Genomic DNA, 22,009 nt, shown 5'->3' with positions numbered 1-22,009 from the left:
AGAGAGGAATGTTCATGACCGCACCTGCATCCAAGCTGCTCCAGCCCATTACGGTTGGCCCCCTTGAGCTCAAAAACCGCATTATGTTCCCGCCGCTCACCACCGGCTACGAGGAGCGCGACGGTTCCATTGGCGAGCGCAGCCTGGCTTTTTACGAGCGCCTGGCCCGTGGCGGCGTGAGCTACATCGTCATCGGCGACGTTGCCCCCGTCATGACCGCAAGCCCCACGCCCAAGCTGGCAACCGACGCCCAGATCCCCACGTTTAAGGCGCTGGCCGATGCCGTCCACAAGCACGGTGCCAAGGTCGCGCTGCAGCTGTTCCACCCCGAGTACGACGTGCCCGGTGTCGGCCGCATGGTCATGGGTTCCATGGTCGCCGCCAAGGCCGCGCAGGAGGCCAAGGCCGCCGGCGACGAGGAGACCTTTGCCGCCAAGATGGCCGAGTCCAACGAGATCCGCAACCAGGCCTACGCCAAGCTGCACCACGACATGCAGCACTTTGTGAACGAGGCGAGCGTAGAGCAGCTCACCCAGATCAAGGAGGCCATCGCTGCCTCGGCCGCCCGCGCGCAGCAGGCCGGGATCGACGCCATCGAGGTCCACGGCGACCGTCTGGTGGGTTCGCTGTGCTCGGCCATCCTCAACAAGCGCACCGACGAGTATGGTGGCTCGTTCGAGAACCGCGTTCGCTATGCGCTCGAGGTCGTCGCTGCCATTAAGGAAGCAGCGCCGCAGCTGATGGTGGAGTACAAGCTCCCCGTGATCATGGAGAACCCCGACGGCACGCCGCGCGGCAAGGGCGGCCTGCAGCCCGACGAGGCCTGCGAGTTCGCCAAGCTGCTCGAGGGCGCGGGCATCGACATGATCCAGGTCGCGCAGGCCAACCACACCGGCAACATGGGAGACACCATTCCGCCCATGGGCGCCATGCCCTACAACTGGACGCTGCCCGTGGCCGAGCGCGTCAAGGCCCTGGTTTCCGTGCCGGTGGCAACCGTCGGCCGTGTTGTCTCGGTCGAGGCCGGCGAGAAGATTCTGGAAGACGGCGCGGCCGACATCATCGCCTACGGCCGCTCGCTCATGTGCGACCCCGACATTGCGCTGAAGGCCGCCACGGGCGAGCCCGTTCGCGAGTGCCTCAACTGCAACAAGGGCTGCGTCGATGCGATTCAAAATCGCAGGTACATCTCGTGCGTGCTCAATGCCGAGAACGGCGACGAGGCGACCATAGCCATTAAGCCGGGCGAGGGCGACAAGAAGATCGCCGTGGTGGGCGGCGGCATCGCCGGCCTAGAGGCCGCACGCGTGGCGGCCAAGCGCGGCTACGACGTGACCGTTTACGAGGCGAGCGATCATCTGGGTGGCCAGATTGTGCTGGCGGCTGCGCCTCCGCGCAAGGATGAGATCATGCGCTCGGTTGAGTACTACGAGAAGATTCTGCCCGGCCTGGGCGTGAAGGTTGAGCTCAGCCATGCCGCTACCGCTGAGGACCTCAACGCCGCCGACGCTGCGATTGTTGCCGTGGGCGCGCACGACGTGGTCATCCCCGTTCCGGGTGCCGACTCGGACAAGGTCGTCTCGAGCTGGGACGTGCTGGCCGGCAAGGTGGAGCTTACGGGCCGCGTCGCCGTCATTGGCGGTGGCCTGGTGGGCACCGAGACTGCCGAGTACCTGCTGCAGCGCGGCTGCGAGGTGGCGATTGTCGAGATGCTCGACAAGATTGCCGCGGGCGAGTCCGAGACCATTCTGCCGCTGATTATGAGCGACTTTGCAGAGCACAACGTGGAGCAGCACGTGAAGACCCGCCTGACCGCCATTACCGACGAGGGCGTGGAGGCCATTCGCACTACCGAGGACGGCGCCGAGGAGCCGGTAAAGATCGCCTGCGATTACGTGGTGATGGCCGTGGGCTCCAAGGCCAACGCGTTTGACCTGGATGGCGTGACGGTGCCCGTGACCTGCGTGGGAGACTGCTCGGGCGAGCGCACCGCCGACATCGCGAGCGCCATTCGCACGGCATATCACGCGGCCAACGAGCTGTAGTTAACTTCGCGGCCAGGCGGGTCGGTAGCACGGATCCGTCTCGCCCGGCTGTGTCCCGTCGGATGTCAACCGGTGCGGGGCCTGCAAGCGCGCAGGTCTCGCCCTTTTTGTTTTGCTCCGGTGGATGGCAATGCGCGGTAATCATGAGGAGTGCGGACGTCTACTGCCTCGCAGATCACTCAAAATTATTGGGGGAGGGGTTAATAACCATATCCTCTATACCAAAGGACATAAAGAGATGCCAATTTTGTTGACAAGCGAATGACGATTAGCCGTGAGTCAGCTACCAGCGTAAATAATCGATAAAGAAATGTCGTAATTTGGTGCCAAATGCCCAGATAACGCCGCGTCTATTTTAATTAACTGCTTTGAGCAAACAGTAAAATGCTACTATCTAACTTGCACGTAAGAAGGCAGATTAACGGTTAAGGCTAAGAAGTGGCAGGTATGTCGGAAGCAACTAGGACTCGCACGCATGCGCCCGAGGTTAGGCAGCGCGCCGTCGAGATCCTCCAAGAGGGGGTCGGTCATCGCGCCCTCGCCGCGGAGCTTGGCATTCCCCAGGCCACGGCTCGTCAGTGGGCCCGCGCGTATGCCGTGGGCGGTGCCGACGCCGTTCTCAATGCCGGTTCGCATCATCACACCTATTCGTACGACGTAAAGCTCGCTGTGGTTAAGGACCGTCTGGAAAACGGCTTGACGGTTCGCGAGGCCATGATCAAGCACAAGATTCCCAGCGAGTCTTCGGTCAAGGCTTGGTGCCGTCAGTACCGTGAGAGCGGTGAGTCCGCACTGGTCGATAAGCCGCGCGGTCGCAAGCCGCGCGTTAAAAAGGCGGAATAGCAAACGGGATGGTGCGCCCACAGGGGCGCATTTTTCTTGCCGCGCCAACTTTTTGGACCGGCGCGAGCCTGTCGGGACATCCTCCAAAGTGGCCAATAAACTGCGCGCAGTGGCCCGCGCGCCTGTCGCTGCGATAGGGGGAGCGTCGCCTCTCTGCTCCAAAGCGGACGTGCCCTTGCCCCGTACGCCTAAAACTCCCCAGTTGACCGAAAACCCGCCGCCGCTACTCCTCAATTGAGCTATAACGTTAAACAATTGCAGCGTTTTTGCATGGGGGAGTGATGGTATGACGCTACTGTATTTCCTTACCCTGTTTCCGCTGGTACCGGCGCTGGGCATGCTGCTCGCGCGCGGTGACCGCGCCCGCGATGCGGTGGGGCTTGTAGGCTCCGGCATTATTATGGCGGTGACAGTTGTAGTCGCCGTCTTGTTTTTTGGCACGGGTCCGCAGAGCTTTGAGGTTGCCCCCGGCACCTCGCATGTGCTCTCGATCATCAGCTCCGCCATCGATGTCATCCTGTGCGCCGTCATCCTGTACAACGCGTATAAATATAGGAACGCGCTCACCACGGTGCTCGGCATAGTCCAGCTGGTGGGCTCGCTCGCCTTTGCAGCCATGACGCTGCCCGCGGCCGAAGCCGTCACGGCGACGCCGCTCTACCTGGACTACATGAGCGTGATCATGGTCCTCGCCGTCGGTATCGTCGGCAGCCTGATCTGCGTGTATGCCCTGGGTTACATGAAGGACTTCCAGGCCCATGACGAGCACGAGGCCGCGCTGCGCGGGCAGACCGCGCCCGACCGTCGCCCGCAGTTCCTGGCGCTTATGTTCCTGTTCCTCTCGGCCATGTTCGTCATCGTGACGAGCGATAACCTTGAGTGGCTGTTCTGCGGCTGGGAAATCACCACCGTGTGCTCGTTCCTCATGATTGGCTACACGCGCACGCCCGAGGCCATCAAGAACGCCTTCACCCAGATCATCCTCAACATGCTGGGCGGCATCGCGTTTTTGGTCGGACTCATGTACCTGCACGTTAACGGCATGCCGCTGACCATCTCGGGCATGATCGAGCTTTCCGGCGCCGGCACCGCGCAGTCCGCGCTGCTGGTGATGCCGGTCATCTTGCTATCGCTCGCCGCCCTTACCAAGGCCGCACAGATGCCGTTCCACACTTGGCTGCTTGGCGCCATGGTTGCCCCCACGCCCACGAGCGCCCTGCTGCACTCGTCAACCATGGTCAAAGCCGGCGTGTTCCTGATGGTCAAGCTGAGCCCGCTCTATGCCATCTATCCCGTGACCGGCTTTATGGTCACGAGTGTGGGTGCCATCACGTTTTTGCTCGCGGCCCTCATGGCCATCTCGCAGAGCAACGCCAAACGCGTGCTCGCGTACTCCACTATTTCCAACTTGGGCCTCATCAGTGCCTGCCTGGGCGTCGGCGCGCCCGAGGCCGTGTGGGCAGCCATCTTCCTGATCCTGTTCCACACGGTGGCCAAGTCGCTGCTGTTCCTGTGCGTGGGCACCGCCGAGCATCATATCGGCAGCCGCGATATCGAGGACATGGACGGTATGTTCAGCCGCATGCCGCACCTGACGCGCCTGATGATGCTGGGCATCATGGGCATGTTTGTGGCGCCGTTTGGCATGCTCGTGTCCAAGTGGGGCGCCCTGGTGGCGTTTGCGCAGACCGGCAACGTGCTCATGATCATGGTTCTGGCCTTTGGCTCGGCCGCGACGTTTTACTTCTGGGGCAAGTGGCTTGCCAAGCTTTCGGGCGTCGACCCCACGGCTCAAAACGTTGAGGTCAATGTCCATAAGACCGAATGGATGGCGCTCAACACCATCGCCGCGCTGCTGATTCTGTGCTGCGTGGCGTTCCCGGTTATCTCGAGCGGTCTGGTGTCGCCTTACTTGGCCATGGTGTTTGGCCGCGTGCCGTACGTTATTGGCAAGGACGCCATGTATCTGATGGTGGTTATCGTGGCGTTTATCGCCGTGGTGCTGCTGACTTCATTCCGCGTGAGCAACAAGCCGCACGTAAACGTATATCTTTCGGGTGTGGGAACCGACAAATATCGCCATTTCCGCGGCTCGATGGGACACGAGGTGAAGGCCGAAAAGCGCAATTGGTACTCGGAGGACGCCCTTGGCGAGAAGCGTATTGGCCCCGCGGGTAGCGTCGTGTGCTGCAGCATTATCTTGTTTGCGCTGCTGTGTTGCGCGTGGATTGGGCCCGAGAGGCTTGCCATGAGCGCGCCATCGGTGCTGCGCGGCAAGTATTTCGAAGGTTCGGGCGTCGTGGGCATCTTTATTGGTACCGTGGTGTTTGCCCTGCTGGCGCCTTTGGCTGGTGGCCTGATCGACGGCGTTGACCGCAAGCTTTCGGCCCGCATGCAGGGCCGTGTGGGTCCGCGCCTGCTGCAGCCCTTCTACGACGTTGCCAAGCTGCTGCGCAAGGCTCCCGCCAGCGTAAACACCATGGACGATACCTACATGGCGTGCGCGCTCATCTTTACCGTCGTGGGCGGCGGCATCTTTGTGTCGGGCTCCAACACGCTGCTGTGCGCCTTTATGGTTACGCTAGCCGCGATCTTTGTGGTGTTGGCGTCCGCCTCGACGCAAAGCCCGTTTGCCCAGGTTGGCGCCGATCGTGAGTTGCTGCAGGTTATGAGTTACGAGCCCGCCGTTCTGCTGATGAGCGTGGGCCTGTACCTTGCCACCGACAGCTTTGATTCCATCGCCGCGACGGGGCAGTCGGCCCCCATCATCGTGTACAGCGCGCCCATTTTCCTGGCGCTGCTCGCGGTGCTTACCATCAAGCTGCGCAAGTCGCCGTTTGACCTTTCGTACTCGCATCACGCGCATCAGGAGATTGTCCAGGGCGTCGCCACCGAGATGAGCGGCGGCACGCTGGCCAAGATGACCCTTATGCACTGGTGCGAGACCGTGCTGTTTTTGATGTGGGTGGGCATGTTCTTTGTTTGGGACAACCCCGTGAGCTGGGTGGTTGCCCTGGTCGTGATGGCCGCGACGTATTTTGTCGAGGTCCTGATCGACAACACCTTCGCACGTAGCACCTGGCGCAGCTGCTTTAGGCTCGGATGGGGCGTGGCGCTGGTGTTTGGCCTGCTCAACCTTATGCCCATCCTCGTCGACGTATTTATTTAGGAGGCGGCATCCATGGATCATAAAATGTCGCGCTCGCCGTGGGTTATTCATTACGACGGCTCGAGCTGCAACGGATGCGATATCGAGGTGCTGGCCTCGCTCACGCCACTGTTTGATGCGGAGCGCTTTGGCGTGGTCAACACCGGCAACCCCAAGCATGCGGACATCTTTTTGGTGACGGGGTCGGTCAATGCCCAGAACCTGCCCGTCGTGCGCCAGATTTACAACCAGATGCTCGAGCCCAAGTGCGTGGTGGCGTGCGGCGTCTGCGCGTGTTCGGGCGGCGTGTTCCGCGATGCCTACAACGTGATCGGCGGCGTGGACCGCGCGATTCCCGTGGACGTGTACGCGCCCGGGTGCGCCATTCGCCCCGAGACGGTGATCGATGCCATCGTGGAGGCGTGTGGCATCCTGGACCAGAAGGAGGCCGTGATGCGCGCCGGCGGCGACCCGCTTACCGTGGGCGGTGCCGCTACTTGGGACGGTGGCGTTGAGCTGGGCGAGGACGGGTTTGTGGCTGCGGGGGCCGGCGACGCGACCGCCGCTGCAAGGGAGGCCGAGTAATGCAAAAGGCAATCTATACCACCGTCGGGATCGAAGAGCTCCTGTCGCATGTCCAGGCGCTTAAGGGCGTCGGCGCGCGCTTTGTGCAAATGCACGCTGAACGCAACGTCGACGACGGCTCGTATCGCTTGGTCTATACGTTTATCAACGTTCGTGCTGCTCAGGAGCATATTGCGCAGGACGGCAGCTATGCGATTGAGAACCTGGTGGTTGAGGGAATTGATCAGTACCAAGAGATTCCGTCCATCAGCTCGTACTATCCGGCGGTATTCCCGTTTGAAAATGAGGTCCACGACCTGTTTGGGCTTGCCATCACCGACATGCAGATCGACTTTAAGGGCTTTTTCTACCAGGTCTCGACTGCCGGGCCTATGAGCGTTATCACGCCCGAGGTGAAGGCCGCGCGCGAGAAAGCCATGAAGGTCCGTGCCGCTGCCGAGGCCAAGACGCGCAAGGCCGCGGCCGAGAAGGCCGCCGCTGCCACGGGCGCTGCGGGGGAGGGCACTGGCGATGCTGCGGGCGCTGCCGTCGCTCAGCCCGCTGCGGCTGCCGGTTCCGATGCTCAGCACGATGAGGCCGCTGCCAAGGCCGCGCTCAAGGCTGCCGAGATGGAGGCAAAGCTCGCCGCCATGGATCCCGAAAAAGCGGCCAAGGTCCGCGCGGCGCTTGCCGCCAAGGCTGCCCGCGACAAGCAGAAAAAGGAGGCGTAAGGCCCATGGCACATCGCTCCGTCATTCCGTTTGGCCCGCAGCACCCGGTGCTGCCCGAGCCGCTTCATCTGGACCTGGTGATCGAGGACGACCGCGTTCTCGAGGCAATTCCGCAGATCGGCTTTGTACACCGCGGGCTCGAGAAGCTCACCGAAAAGCGCGATATGCATCAGTTTGGCTACATCGCCGAGCGCATCTGCGGTATTTGCGCCGTGGGTCACAGCTGCGGCTATGCCAGCGCCTGCGAGCGCATGCTCGACATCGAGGCGCCCGGCCGCGTGCAGTATATCCGCACCATTCTGCACGAGCTTTCGCGCATTCACTCGCATCTGCTGTGGCTGGGCCTGCTCGCCGATGCCTTTGGTTTCGAGGCACTGTTCTATCGTTCGTGGACCCTACGCGAGCAGATTCTTAAGATCTTTGAGAGCACCTGCGGCGGCCGCGTGATCCTTTCGATTAACGAGATCGGCGGCCTTAAACACGACATTGAGGACTCCGAACTGGCGGGCATTGTCCAGACGCTCGATGCCATGCGTCCTGACTACGAGGCCTTGGTGCATACGTTTTTGGACGACAATAGCTGCGGCGAGCGCCTGCACGGCGTGGGCGTGATCAGCAAGAAGGACGCGCTGGATCTGTCGATGGTCGGCCCGTTCGGTCGCGCCTCGGGCGTGGATTACGACGTGCGCATGTTTGGCGACGGCGCCTATGCTGATCTGGCCGCGTTTGGGCCTATCGTTGCTAGCGATGGCGACTGCTATGCCCGCTGCCAGGTGCGCTGTGCCGAGGTCACGCAGGCCATGGACATCATTAAGGAGCTTGTGGGCAAGATTCCGCACGACGGGATCGGCGGGCGCACCAAGCTTACACCGGCCGACGGCGCGCGCGGCGAGGTTGTGATTGAGCAGCCGCGCGGCGAGGCGTATTACTATGTGCGCGGCAACGGCACCAAGAATCTGGACCGTTTTCGCGTGCGCACGCCGACGTCGCAAAACCTGGCAGGTCTGACGCATGCGCTGCAGGGCGTGCTCATTGCCAACGTGCCCATGATTATCCTGACCATTGATCCCTGCATTAGCTGCACGGAAAGGTAGGCGCGGCATGAGTTTGCTGACATTTGCCAAGACGGCCTTGGGCTCTATGGTCAAGCAGCCGGTCACGGTGTGCTATCCGCAGGAGAAGCTCGCGGCGCCCAAGCGCCTGCGCGGGCACATCGTCAACGACATGGACGTGTGCATCTGCTGCGGCATGTGCGTGCGCCGCTGCCCGGCGGGCGCGCTCGCGGTCGATCGCAAGGGTGGAACGTGGTCGATCGACCCGTATGCCTGCGTGGTGTGCGGTGAGTGCATCGAGAGCTGCCCCAAGCACTGCCTGACTATGGACACCGCTCGTACTCCAGTTGCGGCGAATAAGACTCCCACGGTAGAAACCAAGCCGGAGTAACGCTGGGATGGGGCTGGTATAGCGCTGGAATAGGGGCCGGTGGGGCAAAAATGCCCCACCGGCCCCGCGCTTAAACGCGCGGTTGGGCTGCCACGAACAAAACTATGCCGGATTACGGGGCTGGATTGCGAATCCCCAACCATACAGAAAATCGAAAAACAAAACCGCAGGTAGATAGCCTGCCGTTTTTCAAAAAAAGGCTGTATGGATGAGGACTCCGACTTTAGCCCCGTAATCCGGCATAGTTTTGAAATAGCACCATATCCGTAGCAGCCCTTGATCTCCCGTGGACAGAGGGAAACGGATCATTTTTGCCTCACGAGGGCTGCCGCGTGACCCGTCTGCCACGAAATGGGCCTATCTACTACGTTTAGGCGGCAGTCCTCGACCACGTCAAGTAATGCGAAATGAAAACCGCAGGTAGAACGCTTGCGGTTTTTCATGAAAAGCGGCTATGGTCGGGGTATCGAGTCAAACGTAGTAGATGGCCCGATTTCGTGGCGAGCGTTACCAACTGATCCCCCGGGGACGGAGGAAAACGGATCATTTTGACCTGTTGGCTCCGAGTCGCACCCGTTTTCCTGCGAAAACTTTCGTGTCTCAACTTCGGTGAGACATTTGTCTCACGCCCAAAATCAAATCTGGAACGTGTGTCACCTGCCCTAATTGTGTCTCATTTCGTAACTTTAGGCTGATGCAAGGTTTGAGACAGTGAGAAGGGAGACGCGATGAGTAAGTACACGAGGGGTCTCTTGGCGGTGATACTGGCCGTAGTGCTGGTGTTGCCAGCCGCAGCATTCGCCATGCTGCCCGAGGCCAACGCCAGGTCCAGCACGGGAATGGACGGACCGATAATGACCGGAAAGGTCGTCGACCCCGATACCAGCGGACGCTGGGAAATCTGGGCGGCAGGCCACGGCGGCAATAAGGTAACGACCCAAAACGTCGGCCGAATCTGGACCGATAAGACGGTCAAGGCAACCGGGGAAAACGAAGAGTCGGACTTTTTGACCACGCTTTCGGCGATGTCCTCGACGTCTAATTCAACCGTGACAGTCACCACGCCACTTGACATCGTGATGGTGTTGGATGCCTCCGGCTCGATGGATGATCCTATGGGTGGCGGAGATCGCACCAAGCGTATCGATGCACTGAAGAGCGCTGCGAACAGCTTTATCAATACCATCGCCAAACAAAACGAGGCTATCGAGGGCGTTGATAGGCAGCATAGGGTTGCCATTGTTAAGTTTGCGGGTGATAAGACTGATAAGGTCGGCAATGACACGTACTATCAAGGCCAATACAAGTACAACCACTCGCAGGTAATGAAGGGTTTGACCGATTGCTCCGGCGGCAACGTGAAAGCTCTTAAGGATACAGTTGCTGGAATCAAGCCAAGCGGTGCTACGCGTGCCGACTATGGTCTGGAACTGGCCGGGGATATCACTTCTGGTCGCGCAGATGCCAAGAAGATCGTTGTGTTCTTTACCGACGGCAAGCCAACGAGCTACAGCGAGTTTGATTCTGGCGTCGCCGATGCTGCCGTGACGGCTGCCAAGAACATGAAGGACAGCAAGGCCACCGTTTATACCATCGGCATCTTTAGTGGAGCGGACCCCGCTGCCGATCCCTCGAAAAAGGGGACAAGCGACGTCAACAAGTTTATGCACGCCGTGTCGAGTAATTATCCCGATGCCACGTCGTATGCGAGCGACGAGCTTGGCACACGCGCGGAAAACTCCGACTACTACAAGTCGGCGACCAATGCTGAAGAGCTCAAGAAGGTCTTCGACGACATCTCACAGGCCATCACATCGGAGCCGCCTTATCCGACCGAAATCCATAAGGGCTACGACGAGACCAAGTCCGGCTACATCACGTTTACCGACGAGCTGGGCGACTTTATGCAGGTCGACGGATTTACCGAAGTCGTCATCAACGGCATGTCGTTTACCAAGGCGAGCAAGACGGTCAACAAAGAAACCAATACCGACACCTACGAGTTTTCCGGCAAGGCAAAAGACCTGCTCATCACCGTGCAGCGTGCTGGCGATGACAATCCCCGGAAGGGCGATATCGTAACGGTTAACATTCCTGCGTCGTTGATTCCGCTGAGTCACTTTAAGACCGTAGACGGCAAGCTTTCGGTCGACAACGTTAAGCCCATTCAGGTGAAGTATGCCTCGAGCGTGAAGAGCGCCGCACTTGACAACCTGTTTACGCCCGAGAAGGTAGCAGGGCTCAAGAACTACATCGAGCATAATACGACTGTCGTTGACGGCACCAAGACCGTGAGCTTCTACGCGAACAAGTGGAGCGGTGGTGCGCTGGGTGATACGGTTGCGACCTTTGAGCCGGCCGACACCAACCGCTGCTACTACTTCCAGAAGCAGACTCCCATTTACGCGGATAAGGACTGCACGCAGCCTGCAAAGAATTCGCTGGCAGATACTGGCACCTATTACTACAAGGATGAGTTTGAGGAGCGGGGCTCGAACGGCGAGGCCAAGCCCGCCACTGCTGTCATCGAGTTTGTCGGCGGCGACGCAGCGAAGTTTGACGGCGCTCTTGTTGCCGACGAGGACGGCAACCTTTCGTTTAGCGTGGGAACCGCGCGTTTGGCCTTTATCGATGAGCTCCACACTACCAAGGGCAGCGTGGGCGGCAACAGCACTGGTACCGCGACCGACGTTCTCAACCCCAAGTGGAACAACGTGTCTGCCAAGGCGACCGCGACGCATGTCAATTCCTACCTGGGCAACAACGGCAAGATCAGCTTTGCGTATGACATGACGCCGGCAATGGTGAACACCAAGGCCAGCTTTGGCCTGACCAAGGTGCTCAAGGGTCGCGACTGGACGAATGCTGACGCGTTTGAGTTTGGCCTGACATCCGAGAGCGGCGCCCCGATGCCTGCGGCTAGGACTGCGACCGTGCGCAAGGCTGACCTGGACCAGGGCAAGGCTGCCATCGACTTCGGCACGATCGAATACACCGAACCTGGCACGTACGTCTACAAGGTCAGTGAAAAGCATGCCGGGACCACGATTGACGGCATCGCCTACAGCAAGAACGTCGCGGAGATCACCGTGACGGTAGCGCCCGACAAGAAGGGTGAGCTGAGCGCTGGCGTGAAGGTGACCTCGGGCGAGACCGAGTTCAAGAACGTTTACGCCACGAATCCTGTTGAGTCCAGCGTCACCGACCAGATTACCGTGACCAAGTCTCTGACCGGGCGTGACCTTACGGCCGACGAGTTCAGCTTTGAGCTGCTCGAAATCATTGACAAGGAAGTTAAGCCTGTCGAGACCGTTAAGAACGCCGCCGACGGCAAGGTGACGTTCAGTGCCATCAAGTACACCGAGATCGGCCAGCACACCTACAAGCTGCATGAGGTTAAGGGCAACGCCGGCGGTATTGACTACGATGACGCGGTCTACACCATCGTGACGACCATCGCCGATAACGGCAAGGGCCAGCTGGTTGCCACGCACGAGCTGAAGGACGCCAAGGACGTCAAGAGCATCGAGTTCAAGAACGCCTACACCACGAATGCTACCGAGGCATCGCTTGCGGGTATCAAGAATCTGCAGGTTGACGACGCTCTGACCCCGGCTGATATCACCGGCAAGTTCACCTTTACCGTGACCGGTGAAGAGGGCGCGCCTATGCCTGCGAGCACGAGCGTGCACAACGACGTTGACGGCAAGGTCGACTTTGGCAAGATCGCCTTTACGCTCGACGACCTTAACAAGGCTCTGGGCGAGAAGCCCGAGAAGCGCGAGCACACCTTTACCTACACCGTGACCGAGTCCGGCGAAGTGGCTGGCGTGACCAACGACGCCAATCTGTCGCGCAAGGTTTCCTTCACCGTGACTGATGACGGCAAGGGCAATCTGAGCGTATCCCGCAAGCCGGACGGCGATGTGGCATTTACGTTCACCAATACCTATAACGTGACGCCTGTCGAGACGAGCGTTACCGACCAGATCACCGCGAACAAGGTCCTGACTGGCCGCAATCTCATGGACAGCGAGTTCTCCTTCGAGCTCGTCGAGGGCGACAAGGTCGTCGCCACCGGCAAGAACGACGCCGAGGGCAAGATCACGATGGGCGCCGTGAAGTACGACAAGGCCGGCAAGCACACCTACACGCTGCGCGAGGCCAACGGCGGAACCACCAGCAAGGGCATCACCTACAGTGACGCCGAGTACACCATCGAGACCACCATCACGGACAACGGCGACGGCACCCTCAAGGCCGAGCATGTCCTGAAGGACGCCAAGACCGCAACCTTCAAGAACACTTACAGCGTGACCCCGACCGATGCAGACCTCGACTTTGACCTGAGCAAGGCCATCGACGGTCGCGAGTGGACGGATGGGGACGAGTTCGGCTTTACCATTACCGCCCCCGATGGCGCTCCGCTACCCGATCCTGCAACCGTAACCGTGAGCAAGCACGATGCGAAGGACGGCATTGCCGCCATCAAGTTCGGCAAGATTCGCTACACGGCTGCCGGAACCTACAAGTACGAGATCCGCGAGAACGCGGGTAATACGGTCGGCATGACGTATGACTCCCACGTCGCGACCGCCGAAGTAACCGTGACCGAGGACGGCGAGGGCAAGCTGACCGCCAATGTCACCAAGAAGGAAAACGGACGCTTTACCAACACGTACCGCACTGAGCTTAACTACACCGCGGCCGGCGGTCTGTGGCTCAGCAAGTATCTGGACGGCCGCCCCATGACCGAGGGCCAGTTCACGTTTACCGTGACGCCTGCCGACGAGGCCTCGGCCAACGCGCTTGGCCTGCTGCCCGGAGCCAACAACTTCAAGTCCCCTGCGACGGCAGAGGCAACGGTCGGACTGATCGACATTCTGGCTGGTCATGAGGTTAAATTTACGCAGGCTGACGCCGGCAAGACCTTCAAGTACACCGTGGCCGAAAAGAACGACGGCCAGCCCGGTTACACCTACGATGACGCCGTACGCACGGTGACGATCGCCATCGCCGACGACACCGCCGGTACGCTCACTGCTACGACGACCGTTTCCGGTGGTCCCGAGGGCACGCATGAGACGGTCCACAAGAGTGGCGAGAACAAGGTCGAGAAAGCCCTGGTGCCGTTCCACAACAGTTACAGCGCTACGACCAACACGCCTGGTGGCACCGCTGCTCAGGTCGTTGCCACCAAGACTCTGACCGGCCGCCCGATGGCCGACGGCGAGTTCTGGTTCGGCATCGCCTATCAGGGTGAGCTTGTGGCATACGAAAACCTCAAGCCCAATATCGGCGGGCACGTGAGCTTTGATACGCTGCACTACGACACCAAGATGCTTGCTAATCTTGAGGCTGCTGGGCTTGCTTATCGTACCGATAAGGACGGCAAGCTTGCCTGGACCATTAACTACACGGCCTACGAAGATTTATTCGGGCTGCCGAATGGCGTTTCCGCTACAACGTGGAGCTTTGGCTTTAAGGTTATCGTCGTCGACAACGGTGACGGTACCCTGACGGCAACGGTCGACTACGGCGGCGTCGAGCCCTTGTTCGAGAACGTCTACGGCGCCGAAGCCGTCGATGCCGCGCTCACCGGCACTAAGAAGCTCCAAGCTGCCGAGGGCCTGACCCCGGCTGACATCACGGGCAAGTTCACCTTTACCGTGACCGCCGACGAGGCTAGTGCCCCGATGCCCGAGCGCACGACCGCAACCAACGACGCGGCTGGCAACGTGGACTTTGGCAAGATCCACTTTACGCTCGAGGACCTCAACCGCGCTCTGGGCGTGACGGACGATGCGACCGATAAGGCCGAGGCAGACGAAGCTGACGAAGCCGAGGCCGACGAGGCAGAGGCCGACGAGGCAGAGGCTGAAGAGGCCGACACCGATGCCAACGCCGACGAGCCCAGCGACGAGCCCGAGCCCGCAGCCCCCACCGCTCCGCGCTCGCACACCTTTACTTACACGGTGACCGAGTCCGGTAGTGCCCCTGGCGTGACCAATGACACCAACGCCACGCGCAAGGTTTCCTACACCGTGACTGACGACGGCGCCGGACATCTGAGTGTCGTGCGCAACGGCGACGACGGTGCGGACTTCACGTTCACCAACACCTACGTCGTGGCGCCCACCGACTCTTCCGTGACCGATCAGGTCAAGACGGTTAAGCGTCTGACCGGACGTGACCTTGCAACCGGCGAGTTCACGTTTGAACTGCTCGAGGACGGCGTGGTTGTCGCCAGCGGCACCAACGACGCCAACGGCAACGTTACGCTGAGCCCGATCCACTACGAGGCGCCCGGTACGCACACGTACACGCTGCGCGAGGCTCGCCCGAACGCGCTTAGCCTGTACAAGGGTGTCACCTATGACGGCACGACCTACACCGTCGTGACCACCGTCTCCGACAACGGCGACGGTACGCTGGCCGCGACGCACAAGCTCGAGGGAACCACCGAGTCGGCTGGCTTTACCAACAAGTATCACGCCATGCCCACGCAGGTCTCCATCGGCGCCATTAAGGTGCTCGAGGGACGCGAGCTCAAGAAGGACGAGTTTAGCTTTAAGCTCGTTGGCGAGGACATCGAGTCTACGGTTACCAACGATGCCGACGGCAAGATCAACTTCGACAAGCTCGAGTACGACGAGCCCGGTACGTACGTCTACACCATCAGCGAGGTCAAGGGTGACGAGGCCGGTATGACCTACGACAAGTCCGTCTTTACCGCGACCGTTAACGTGGTCGACGACGGCGAGGGCAACCTCAAGGCGAACGTTGCCTTTACCAAGGGCGACAAGAGCGTCGAGGGTATCGTGTTCAACAACACGTACAAGAAGCCCGAGACGCCCGTGCCGACGCCCGACCCCGGCACGCCCAAGACCGTGACGAACATCGTCAAGACGGTCAAGGGTTTCCTGCCCACCACGGGTGACCAACAGGCTGCCGCTCTGCTTATGGCATTTGTCATCGCCATGGCCGGCGTCGGAGCCCTAGTCTGGGGTATCCGTAAGCGCTAGGCACGTCGACAGCGCCCGGGGCCAAAAGGCCCCGGGCGGCCGGCAGGGCTAAATTCCGACCTACTCCTACCCCCAGCCGCCACGGAGGCATCTCCCTCCTCCGTGGCGGCACTTTTGTGTGCCGGGGGCGCCACGAAACCGGCCCATCTACTACGTTTAGCCCCTTACCCCCAACCATGCCAAAAAAAACGCGAAGACAAAACCGCAGGTAGAACGCCTGTGGTTTTGTTCAAAACGAAGGTATGGTCATGGGTATCGCGTCAAACGTAGTAGATGGGCCGATTTCGTGGCGAGCGGTTCCGGCTGATCCCTTGGGGACGGAGGAAAACGGATCATTTTGGTCCCGCGAGGCTGGCGGAGGCACTCGTCCAGGGCCGCCCGAACAAAACTATGCCGGTTTACGGGGCTGAGTTACGAGTCTCCAACCATGCCGATATTCGTGAAAATAAAACCGCAGGTAGACGAGCCGTCATTTTGCAGAAAACGCGGGTATGGATGGGGGTCCTGAGTTTGGCCCCGTAAACCGGCATAGTTTTGAAATGGCCTTAAATCGGTAGCAGCCATTTTGCTATGCCGGAACGGTCGGTCTTCGGGCAACTACCCTCGCAGGTAGGCGATAGCGATCTGCGTGCGGTTGCGCAGGCCCATCTTTGCCAGGATTGAGCTGATGTGGTTGCGCACGGTGCCTTCGCCCATGTAGGCGGTGGCGGCGATCTCTTTGTTGTCGAGGCCGCGGGCGATGAGTTCGGCGACTTCGAACTCGCGGTCGGTCAGGCTGGCGAAGGCTGCGGGCCGGCGGGGCGTGCCCGCCTCGACGTCCGTTCCGTCAAAATCGATGTCCTCGATCGCCTTGCCCTCGAGCACGCGTTTGCCGTCCATGACCTGCGCCAACGCCGGCGGAATGGCAGCGACATCGGTCTTGATCAGGTAGCCGCGGGCGCCCAGCTTGAGCGCCGACACAATGTACTCGTCATCCGAGAACGTCGTCAGAAACACCACGCGCGCCGCAGGGTCGTGCTCAAGGATCTCGCGCGCGGCCGAAAGGCCGTCGCGTCCCGGCATCTGGATGTCGAGCAGCGCAATATCGGGTGCGTGCTCGGCGTAGAGCGCCACCGCATCGTTGCCGTTGGCACCGGTGCCCACCACTTCGATCTGCGGCTGGGCGCCCAAGATAATCTTGAGCGAATCGACCACCAAGCGGTCGTCGTCGACAACGATGAGCCTCATCGGCCCTCATCTCCTTGCTGTTTGGGAACGGTGGCAAACACACGCCAGCCGCCGGCGCCGGCACGCGGGCCGGCGGTGAAGGTGCCGCCAAGCGCCTCGATGCGCTCGCGCATGGAGGCGAGCCCCATGCCCTCTGCGGTGCCGCGGCCGCTTGCTTGGACCTCACCCACGCCATCGTCGGTAACAATGAGCTGGTAAAACGACGGATGCTCCATGCACCGTACGGTGACGGTCTGGGCGCAAGCGTGGCGCATGGTATTGGAGAGCGCTTCGCGCAGGACCGCTGCAAAGCAGTTGGCGACGTTTGCGGGCGCATGTTCGGCCATAACTTCAAGCTCAATCTGCGGGCCGCCGTCCGAGCGTGTGCCTTCGACAATGCGTTCGAGCTGCACGGAAAGGTCGACGGCGTTGTCGTTGAGCGCGTGGACGCTGGTGCGCACAAGCTGGAGCGCCTCGTCAACCGTGCGTTTAACGTCGGCGAAATCGGCGGCGACGCCAGGCTCGTCGGCGTGGACCACGCGTAGGGCTTCGGCCTGCAGTGAGGCGCGCGTGAGCTGGTGCCCGACGTTATCGTGGATCTCGCGCGCGATGCGGGCGCGTTCGGCGAGCGTCGCGAGCTCGACTTCGTAGTCCTGGCGATCGGCAAGATCGCGGTTGCGCGCCTCGAGCGCGAGGGCTCGTTCCTGCAGCTCGTCGCGGGTGCGGCGCATGCGCCGCTGCTCGCGCTCCAACTGGGCGGTGCGTAGCGATAGCAAGGTGGCGGCAACCGAAAGGATGGCGGTTAACAGCAGCGTTCGGGTGGTGAGCACGCCACCACGAAGGTCCGCGACAAGCGCGCAGACAAACACGGCGCCAATCGCCAGCGCGGGCCAGATTCGTTCACGGCGAACGCGTCGCGCGATGTCATAGAGAGCGAGAGGCGCAAACGGCACAAACGGCGGCACGAAGACAGCCGCGATGATGCAGGCGTAGCTCGCGGCCTCGCTCACACGGCGGGCGCGGTTTCCCTGTACGACCTCGGCCAGCGAGGTGGCAATAACGCCAAGGCAAAACGCCGCGACCAGGCGAGCGTCCACAGCAAGACCCATGGCGGCCGCAATACAGCACGCCAGCACGATCGATTTGTCGAAAAGCCTGTTCATACGGGTATTGTACGCGAAGCCGCGCGTGGTGGAGGGACCGCCTGCGCAACCGTGACATTCCTCCCACGCGGCAAAGCGGGGACGTCGGCAGGCCGCACGGCCAAGCTCCGCACTCGTGACAAAGCTCACTGGTGCGCGCCGCTCGCTCCTGCGATGATGCAATCGTACCGGGCCGCAATCAACAGAAGGGCCGCCTCATGACAGACATCGTCCACGTCGAAAACCTCGTCAAGCGCTACGACGACCTTATCGCGCTCGACCACTTTAGCCTGAGCATCGCCCCCGGCGAGATCTTTGGCCTGCTGGGCCCCAACGGCTCGGGCAAGACCACGTCCATCAACTGCATTCTGCAGCTGCTCGCCTACGACAAAGGCACCATCGAGCTGTTCGGCGAGCCCATGACGCCCGCCCGCTACGACCTCAAGCGCCGCATCGGTGTGGTGCCGCAGCAGGTGGCGGTGTTTGACGAGCTTACGGTGCGCGAGAACATCGACTATTTCTGCAGCCTTTACGTCAACGACCGCAAGCGCCGCCGCGCGCTGGTGGACGAGGCGATCGACTTTGTCGGGCTGGGCGACTTTACCAAGTTTCGCCCCGGCAAGCTCTCGGGCGGCCTGGCGCGTCGCCTCAACATCGCCTGCGGTATCGCGCACAAGCCCGAGCTCATCTTCTTTGACGAGCCCACGGTGGCGGTCGACCCGCAGAGCCGCAACGCCATCCTGGAGGGCATCTGCCGCCTGCGCGACGAGGGCGCCACGGTGGTGTATACCAGCCATTACATGGAGGAAGTCGAGCAGATTTGCAGCCGCATCATGATCATGGACGGCGGACGTGTGCTGGCGCAGGGCACCAATGACGAGCTCAAACGCATGATTCAAATGGGCGAGCGCGTGACTGTCGAGGTCAGCGCCGTAGAGACCGCCACGGTCGAGCGGCTGCGCGCCCTCGAGCACGTGCTTTCGGTTGAGTTGTCCGGCGGCGAGCTCGTCTGCACCTGCGAAGCGAGCCCGCACAATCTGGTCGACATCCTCGACACGCTGCGCGCTGCCGACGTGGCACTCGGCCGCGTGTGGAGCGAGCCGCCGACCCTCAACGACGTGTTCCTCGAGATCACCGGCCGCGAGCTGCGCGACTAGGGGGCGGCCATGTTCAACACCATCATCACTACGGTCAAGACGCTGCTGCGCCGGCCGAGCACGTGGGTCTGGGGCGCTCTCTTTCCCATTGCACTTTCCACGATGTTCATGTTTATGTTTGCGAACCTCAGCTCCGACGGCAAGATCGACCCGGTGCCGGTTGCCGTCGTGGCGGACGAGGCTTGGGACGCTTCGACCTTTAAGGGCGTGGCGACGTCGCTTGCCAAGGAAGGTGACGATCATCTGCTCGAGACCCACGAGCTCGACGACGCAGCCGATGCGAACCGTGCGCTTAAGGCCGGCGAGGTTGCGGGCATCCATACGGTCGACGACGCGGGCACGCCCAAACTCACGTTGCTTTCGAGCTATGACAACTCGCGTGCGTCGTCGGTGCTCATCGACCGCAGCATTTTGGAGACGGTGGCAAGCTCGTATACACAAAATGCCGAGCTCATGTCCCAGATTGCCCAGGACAACCCGGCGGCGCTCGCCGACCCCGAGGCGGTTGCGCGCGCCCTGTCGCTCGAGGGCGGCACCCGCCGCGTAAGCCTGACACGCACCACGCCCGACGGCACGGTCATCTACTATTACGCGCTCTTTGGCCTGGTCGCGATGATGTCTGCCGAGTTTGCCGCCTTGAGCGTCATCGACCTGCAGCCCAATCTGTCGGGTCTTGGCGCGCGTCGCTGCGTGGGCGGTCTTTCCAAAACGGCGTCGCTGGCCGGTATCTTTGTGGGCTCGTGGCTGGTCTCCTTTGCCTCGATGGCGATCGCGATCGGCTACGTGCGTCTGGTCGTGGGCGTCGACTTTGGCGGGCGCGAGGGGCTGTGTTTGGTGGGCGGCGCCGCTTCCGCGCTTGCCGCCACGGGCTTGGGACTCTTTGTGGGCACGCTTCCCGTTAAGGGCGGCAAGGCGTCCAAGTCTGGCATCCTCACGGGCTTTGCCACTACGTGCGCCCTGTTCGCCGGCCTCTACGGCGAGCCAGCGATGGCGCTTGCCGACGACGTCGCCCGCGCCTGCCCGGCTGAGTGCTGGCTCAACCCCGTCAAGCTTATCTGCGACATGTTCAACCGCCTGTATTTCTTTGAAGACTTGGGGCCTTTTGCCGTTCGCGCGGGCGCGCTGGTCCTCATGACGCTGGTGTTTGTTGCCGCCGCCACGCTGATTTTTGGAAGGAGCCGCTATGAGCACCTTTAAGACCGCGCTTCGCATGGCGCTGGCGCACCCGTTCTACCTGCTCATCTATACGGTGTTCATTTCGCTGATGGGCGTATTCATCGCGGCATCTGTGAGCTGGAACTCGTCGCAGCTCACCGAGTACAAGCCCTACGACGCCAACGTGATCGTGGTCGACCGCGATGGCAGTGATCTTTCACTTGCGCTCACCAAGCACCTAGGTTCGCGGTTTGACCTGGTCACGGGCGTCGGCGATGACACGTACGACCTTGCGGACGCGCTCTCCAAGAGCAACAGCGCCAAGGGCAGCGCCGACTGCGTGTTCTTTATCCCGGAGGGGTTCGAGGACGACCTGGTCGCGGCTGCCCGCGCGGGGGAGTCCCTGCCCAAGCTCGATGTGACCTACGGTGCCGGCACCATGGCGGCGGCGCTTTCGTCTGCCGAGGCTTCGCGCTGGATCTCGCTCGCGGGCGCTGCGGCGGCGCTTGAGCCCGCTGCTTCTAACGGCGACGTTGCCAAGGCTGCCGAACACGCGGCCACCGAGCGTGCCGAGGTCCAGATCGAGCAGGTCAAGGTCGACTCGACGGCTGCCGCCACGCTCGAGTCGTATTTCAACTTTGGCGCGTACGCGATTATCTCGTCGGTCATCGTATCGGTGGGACTGGTGTTCTCGGGCATGAACGAGCCCGAGCGCGTGCGTCGTATGGATGCCGGCCCAATCTCCGAGCGCCGGCGTTCGCTCGCCGTGTTTGCGGCCGCCGCCGTGATCACCGTCTGCATCTGGTTTGTGTCGAGCATGATGGGCGTCGTGGGCTTTGCCGGCGCGGTCGCCGAGGTCGGCGTGGGCCGTGTGTGCCTGGCACTGGCGGCGACGTTTGCCCTGGCGTGCACGCCGCTGGCCGTTGGCTTTGCCCTTTCGAGCCTGGGTGCGCGCGAGGAGCTGCTCAACGGTGTGGGCAACCTGCTCGGCATGCTCATGACGTTTTTGGGCGGCGCCTGGATGCCGCTGTCGCTGATGGGCCCGGCCGTGCAGACCGTGGCGCACTTTGTGCCGACATATTGGGTGAACGATGCGATCGGCAAGGCGCTTGCCTCGGATTTGACGTTCGCCGTGCTGGACGACATCGCCTGCGACCTAGGCGTCACGGTACTCTTCGCCGCCGCCATCGCCGCCGTAGGCCTAGCCCTCGCCCACAACAAATCCCGCGCCTAACCGCCTAGTCGTTGGGGGCGTTCTTAAACGACTAGCCATCGGGTGGGTACTCATTGGGGACAGTCTTTGCCGAACCGCCGGCTTGCCGGCCGGGTTGCCAAGGACTGTCCCCAGCTGCCGGCAGAAAGGGAACGTCCATTACAGTCGAAATTGTCAGCCCGGGACCGTCTCGGGCTACGATTGAGGCGCGCCCAGAACGGGCCGCCGACCGGGCGCCCGCGCACGGCCGAACGTCCCTGCCCCCGAGAGGGCCTGTTGGGTGCTGCCGGCGCGGGGCGCGCCGCCCCCGACGGCTGATAGGAAAGTGCCGGGCAGG

General features: G+C 61.6%; 13 protein-coding genes. 11 read left to right on the top strand and 2 right to left on the bottom strand.

Going from position 1 to position 22,009, the window contains the following annotated elements; genetic code table 11:
* Positions 1-14 precede the first annotated feature (14 nt).
* The 8 genes from bilR (at position 15) to AAA069_RS05215 (ending at position 15,799) form a co-directional block, all read left to right on the top strand.
* Complete coding sequence (bilR, locus tag AAA069_RS05250; protein WP_349127753.1) at positions 15-2,045, top strand: bilirubin reductase, long form; 2,031 nt, start codon at positions 15-17, stop codon at positions 2,043-2,045.
* A gap of 447 nt (positions 2,046-2,492) precedes the next feature.
* Positions 2,493-2,888 carry a transposase gene (locus tag AAA069_RS05245; RefSeq protein ID WP_006235758.1) on the top strand — a complete coding sequence of 132 codons (396 nt, stop codon included), beginning with the start codon at positions 2,493-2,495 and terminating at the stop codon, positions 2,886-2,888.
* Positions 2,889-3,174: 286 nt separating this feature from the next.
* Positions 3,175-6,057, top strand: a complete 2,883-nt coding sequence (locus AAA069_RS05240) for a proton-conducting transporter membrane subunit (protein WP_349127752.1) — start codon at positions 3,175-3,177, stop codon at positions 6,055-6,057.
* Between the two features lie 12 nt (positions 6,058-6,069).
* Positions 6,070-6,621 carry an NADH-quinone oxidoreductase subunit NuoB gene (gene nuoB / locus AAA069_RS05235; RefSeq protein WP_349127751.1) on the top strand — a complete coding sequence of 184 codons (552 nt, stop codon included), beginning with the start codon at positions 6,070-6,072 and terminating at the stop codon, positions 6,619-6,621.
* Positions 6,621-7,331: an NADH-quinone oxidoreductase subunit C gene (locus tag AAA069_RS05230; protein ID WP_349127750.1), complete on the top strand. Its 711-nt coding sequence runs from the start codon at positions 6,621-6,623 to the stop codon at positions 7,329-7,331. Before nuoB ends, AAA069_RS05230 begins: the two co-directional genes overlap by 1 nt.
* A 5-nt stretch (positions 7,332-7,336) precedes the next feature.
* Positions 7,337-8,425: a nickel-dependent hydrogenase large subunit gene (locus AAA069_RS05225; protein WP_349127749.1), complete on the top strand. Its 1,089-nt coding sequence runs from the start codon at positions 7,337-7,339 to the stop codon at positions 8,423-8,425.
* Positions 8,426-8,432: 7 nt separating this feature from the next.
* Positions 8,433-8,774, top strand: coding sequence for a 4Fe-4S dicluster domain-containing protein (locus AAA069_RS05220; protein WP_349116460.1), 342 nt, complete (start codon positions 8,433-8,435; stop codon positions 8,772-8,774).
* A 728-nt stretch (positions 8,775-9,502) separates the two neighbouring features.
* On the top strand, positions 9,503-15,799 hold the full coding sequence (locus AAA069_RS05215; protein WP_349127748.1) for an FctA domain-containing protein: 6,297 nt from the start codon (positions 9,503-9,505) through the stop codon (positions 15,797-15,799).
* A 597-nt stretch (positions 15,800-16,396) separates the two neighbouring features.
* Here the strand turns inward: AAA069_RS05215 and AAA069_RS05210 are convergent.
* Together AAA069_RS05210 and AAA069_RS05205 are read right to left on the bottom strand one after the other, a co-directional pair.
* A complete protein-coding gene (locus AAA069_RS05210) occupies positions 16,397-17,026 on the bottom strand; it encodes a response regulator transcription factor (RefSeq protein ID WP_349127747.1) in 630 nt (209 codons plus the stop codon).
* Complete coding sequence (locus tag AAA069_RS05205; protein ID WP_161144988.1) at positions 17,023-18,168, bottom strand: histidine kinase; 1,146 nt, start codon at positions 18,166-18,168, stop codon at positions 17,023-17,025. The genes AAA069_RS05210 and AAA069_RS05205 overlap by 4 nt, the downstream gene beginning before the upstream one ends.
* 197 nt (positions 18,169-18,365) lie before the next feature.
* On the opposite strand from AAA069_RS05205, the gene AAA069_RS05200 reads away from it, so the two are divergent.
* The 3 genes from AAA069_RS05200 to AAA069_RS05190 are packed head-to-tail and all read left to right on the top strand — an operon-like array spanning position 18,366 to position 21,693.
* The gene (locus AAA069_RS05200) at positions 18,366-19,304 is read left to right on the top strand and encodes an ABC transporter ATP-binding protein (RefSeq protein WP_349071247.1); all 939 of its coding nucleotides are present in this window, start codon (positions 18,366-18,368) and stop codon (positions 19,302-19,304) included.
* Positions 19,305-19,313: 9 nt separating this feature from the next.
* The gene (locus AAA069_RS05195) at positions 19,314-20,501 is read left to right on the top strand and encodes an ABC transporter permease (RefSeq protein ID WP_349127746.1); all 1,188 of its coding nucleotides are present in this window, start codon (positions 19,314-19,316) and stop codon (positions 20,499-20,501) included.
* Positions 20,488-21,693, top strand: a complete 1,206-nt coding sequence (locus AAA069_RS05190) for an ABC transporter permease (protein WP_349127745.1) — start codon at positions 20,488-20,490, stop codon at positions 21,691-21,693. The genes AAA069_RS05195 and AAA069_RS05190 overlap by 14 nt, the downstream gene beginning before the upstream one ends.
* Positions 21,694-22,009: the final 316 nt, after the last annotated feature.

Source organism: Collinsella sp. CLA-SR-H006, assembly GCF_040097075.1.
In the GTDB taxonomy this organism is placed as follows: Bacteria; Actinomycetota; Coriobacteriia; order Coriobacteriales; family Coriobacteriaceae; genus Collinsella.
Note: the sequence above shows the minus strand (reverse complement) of the source record. Positions and strands in the feature narration are given on the sequence as shown.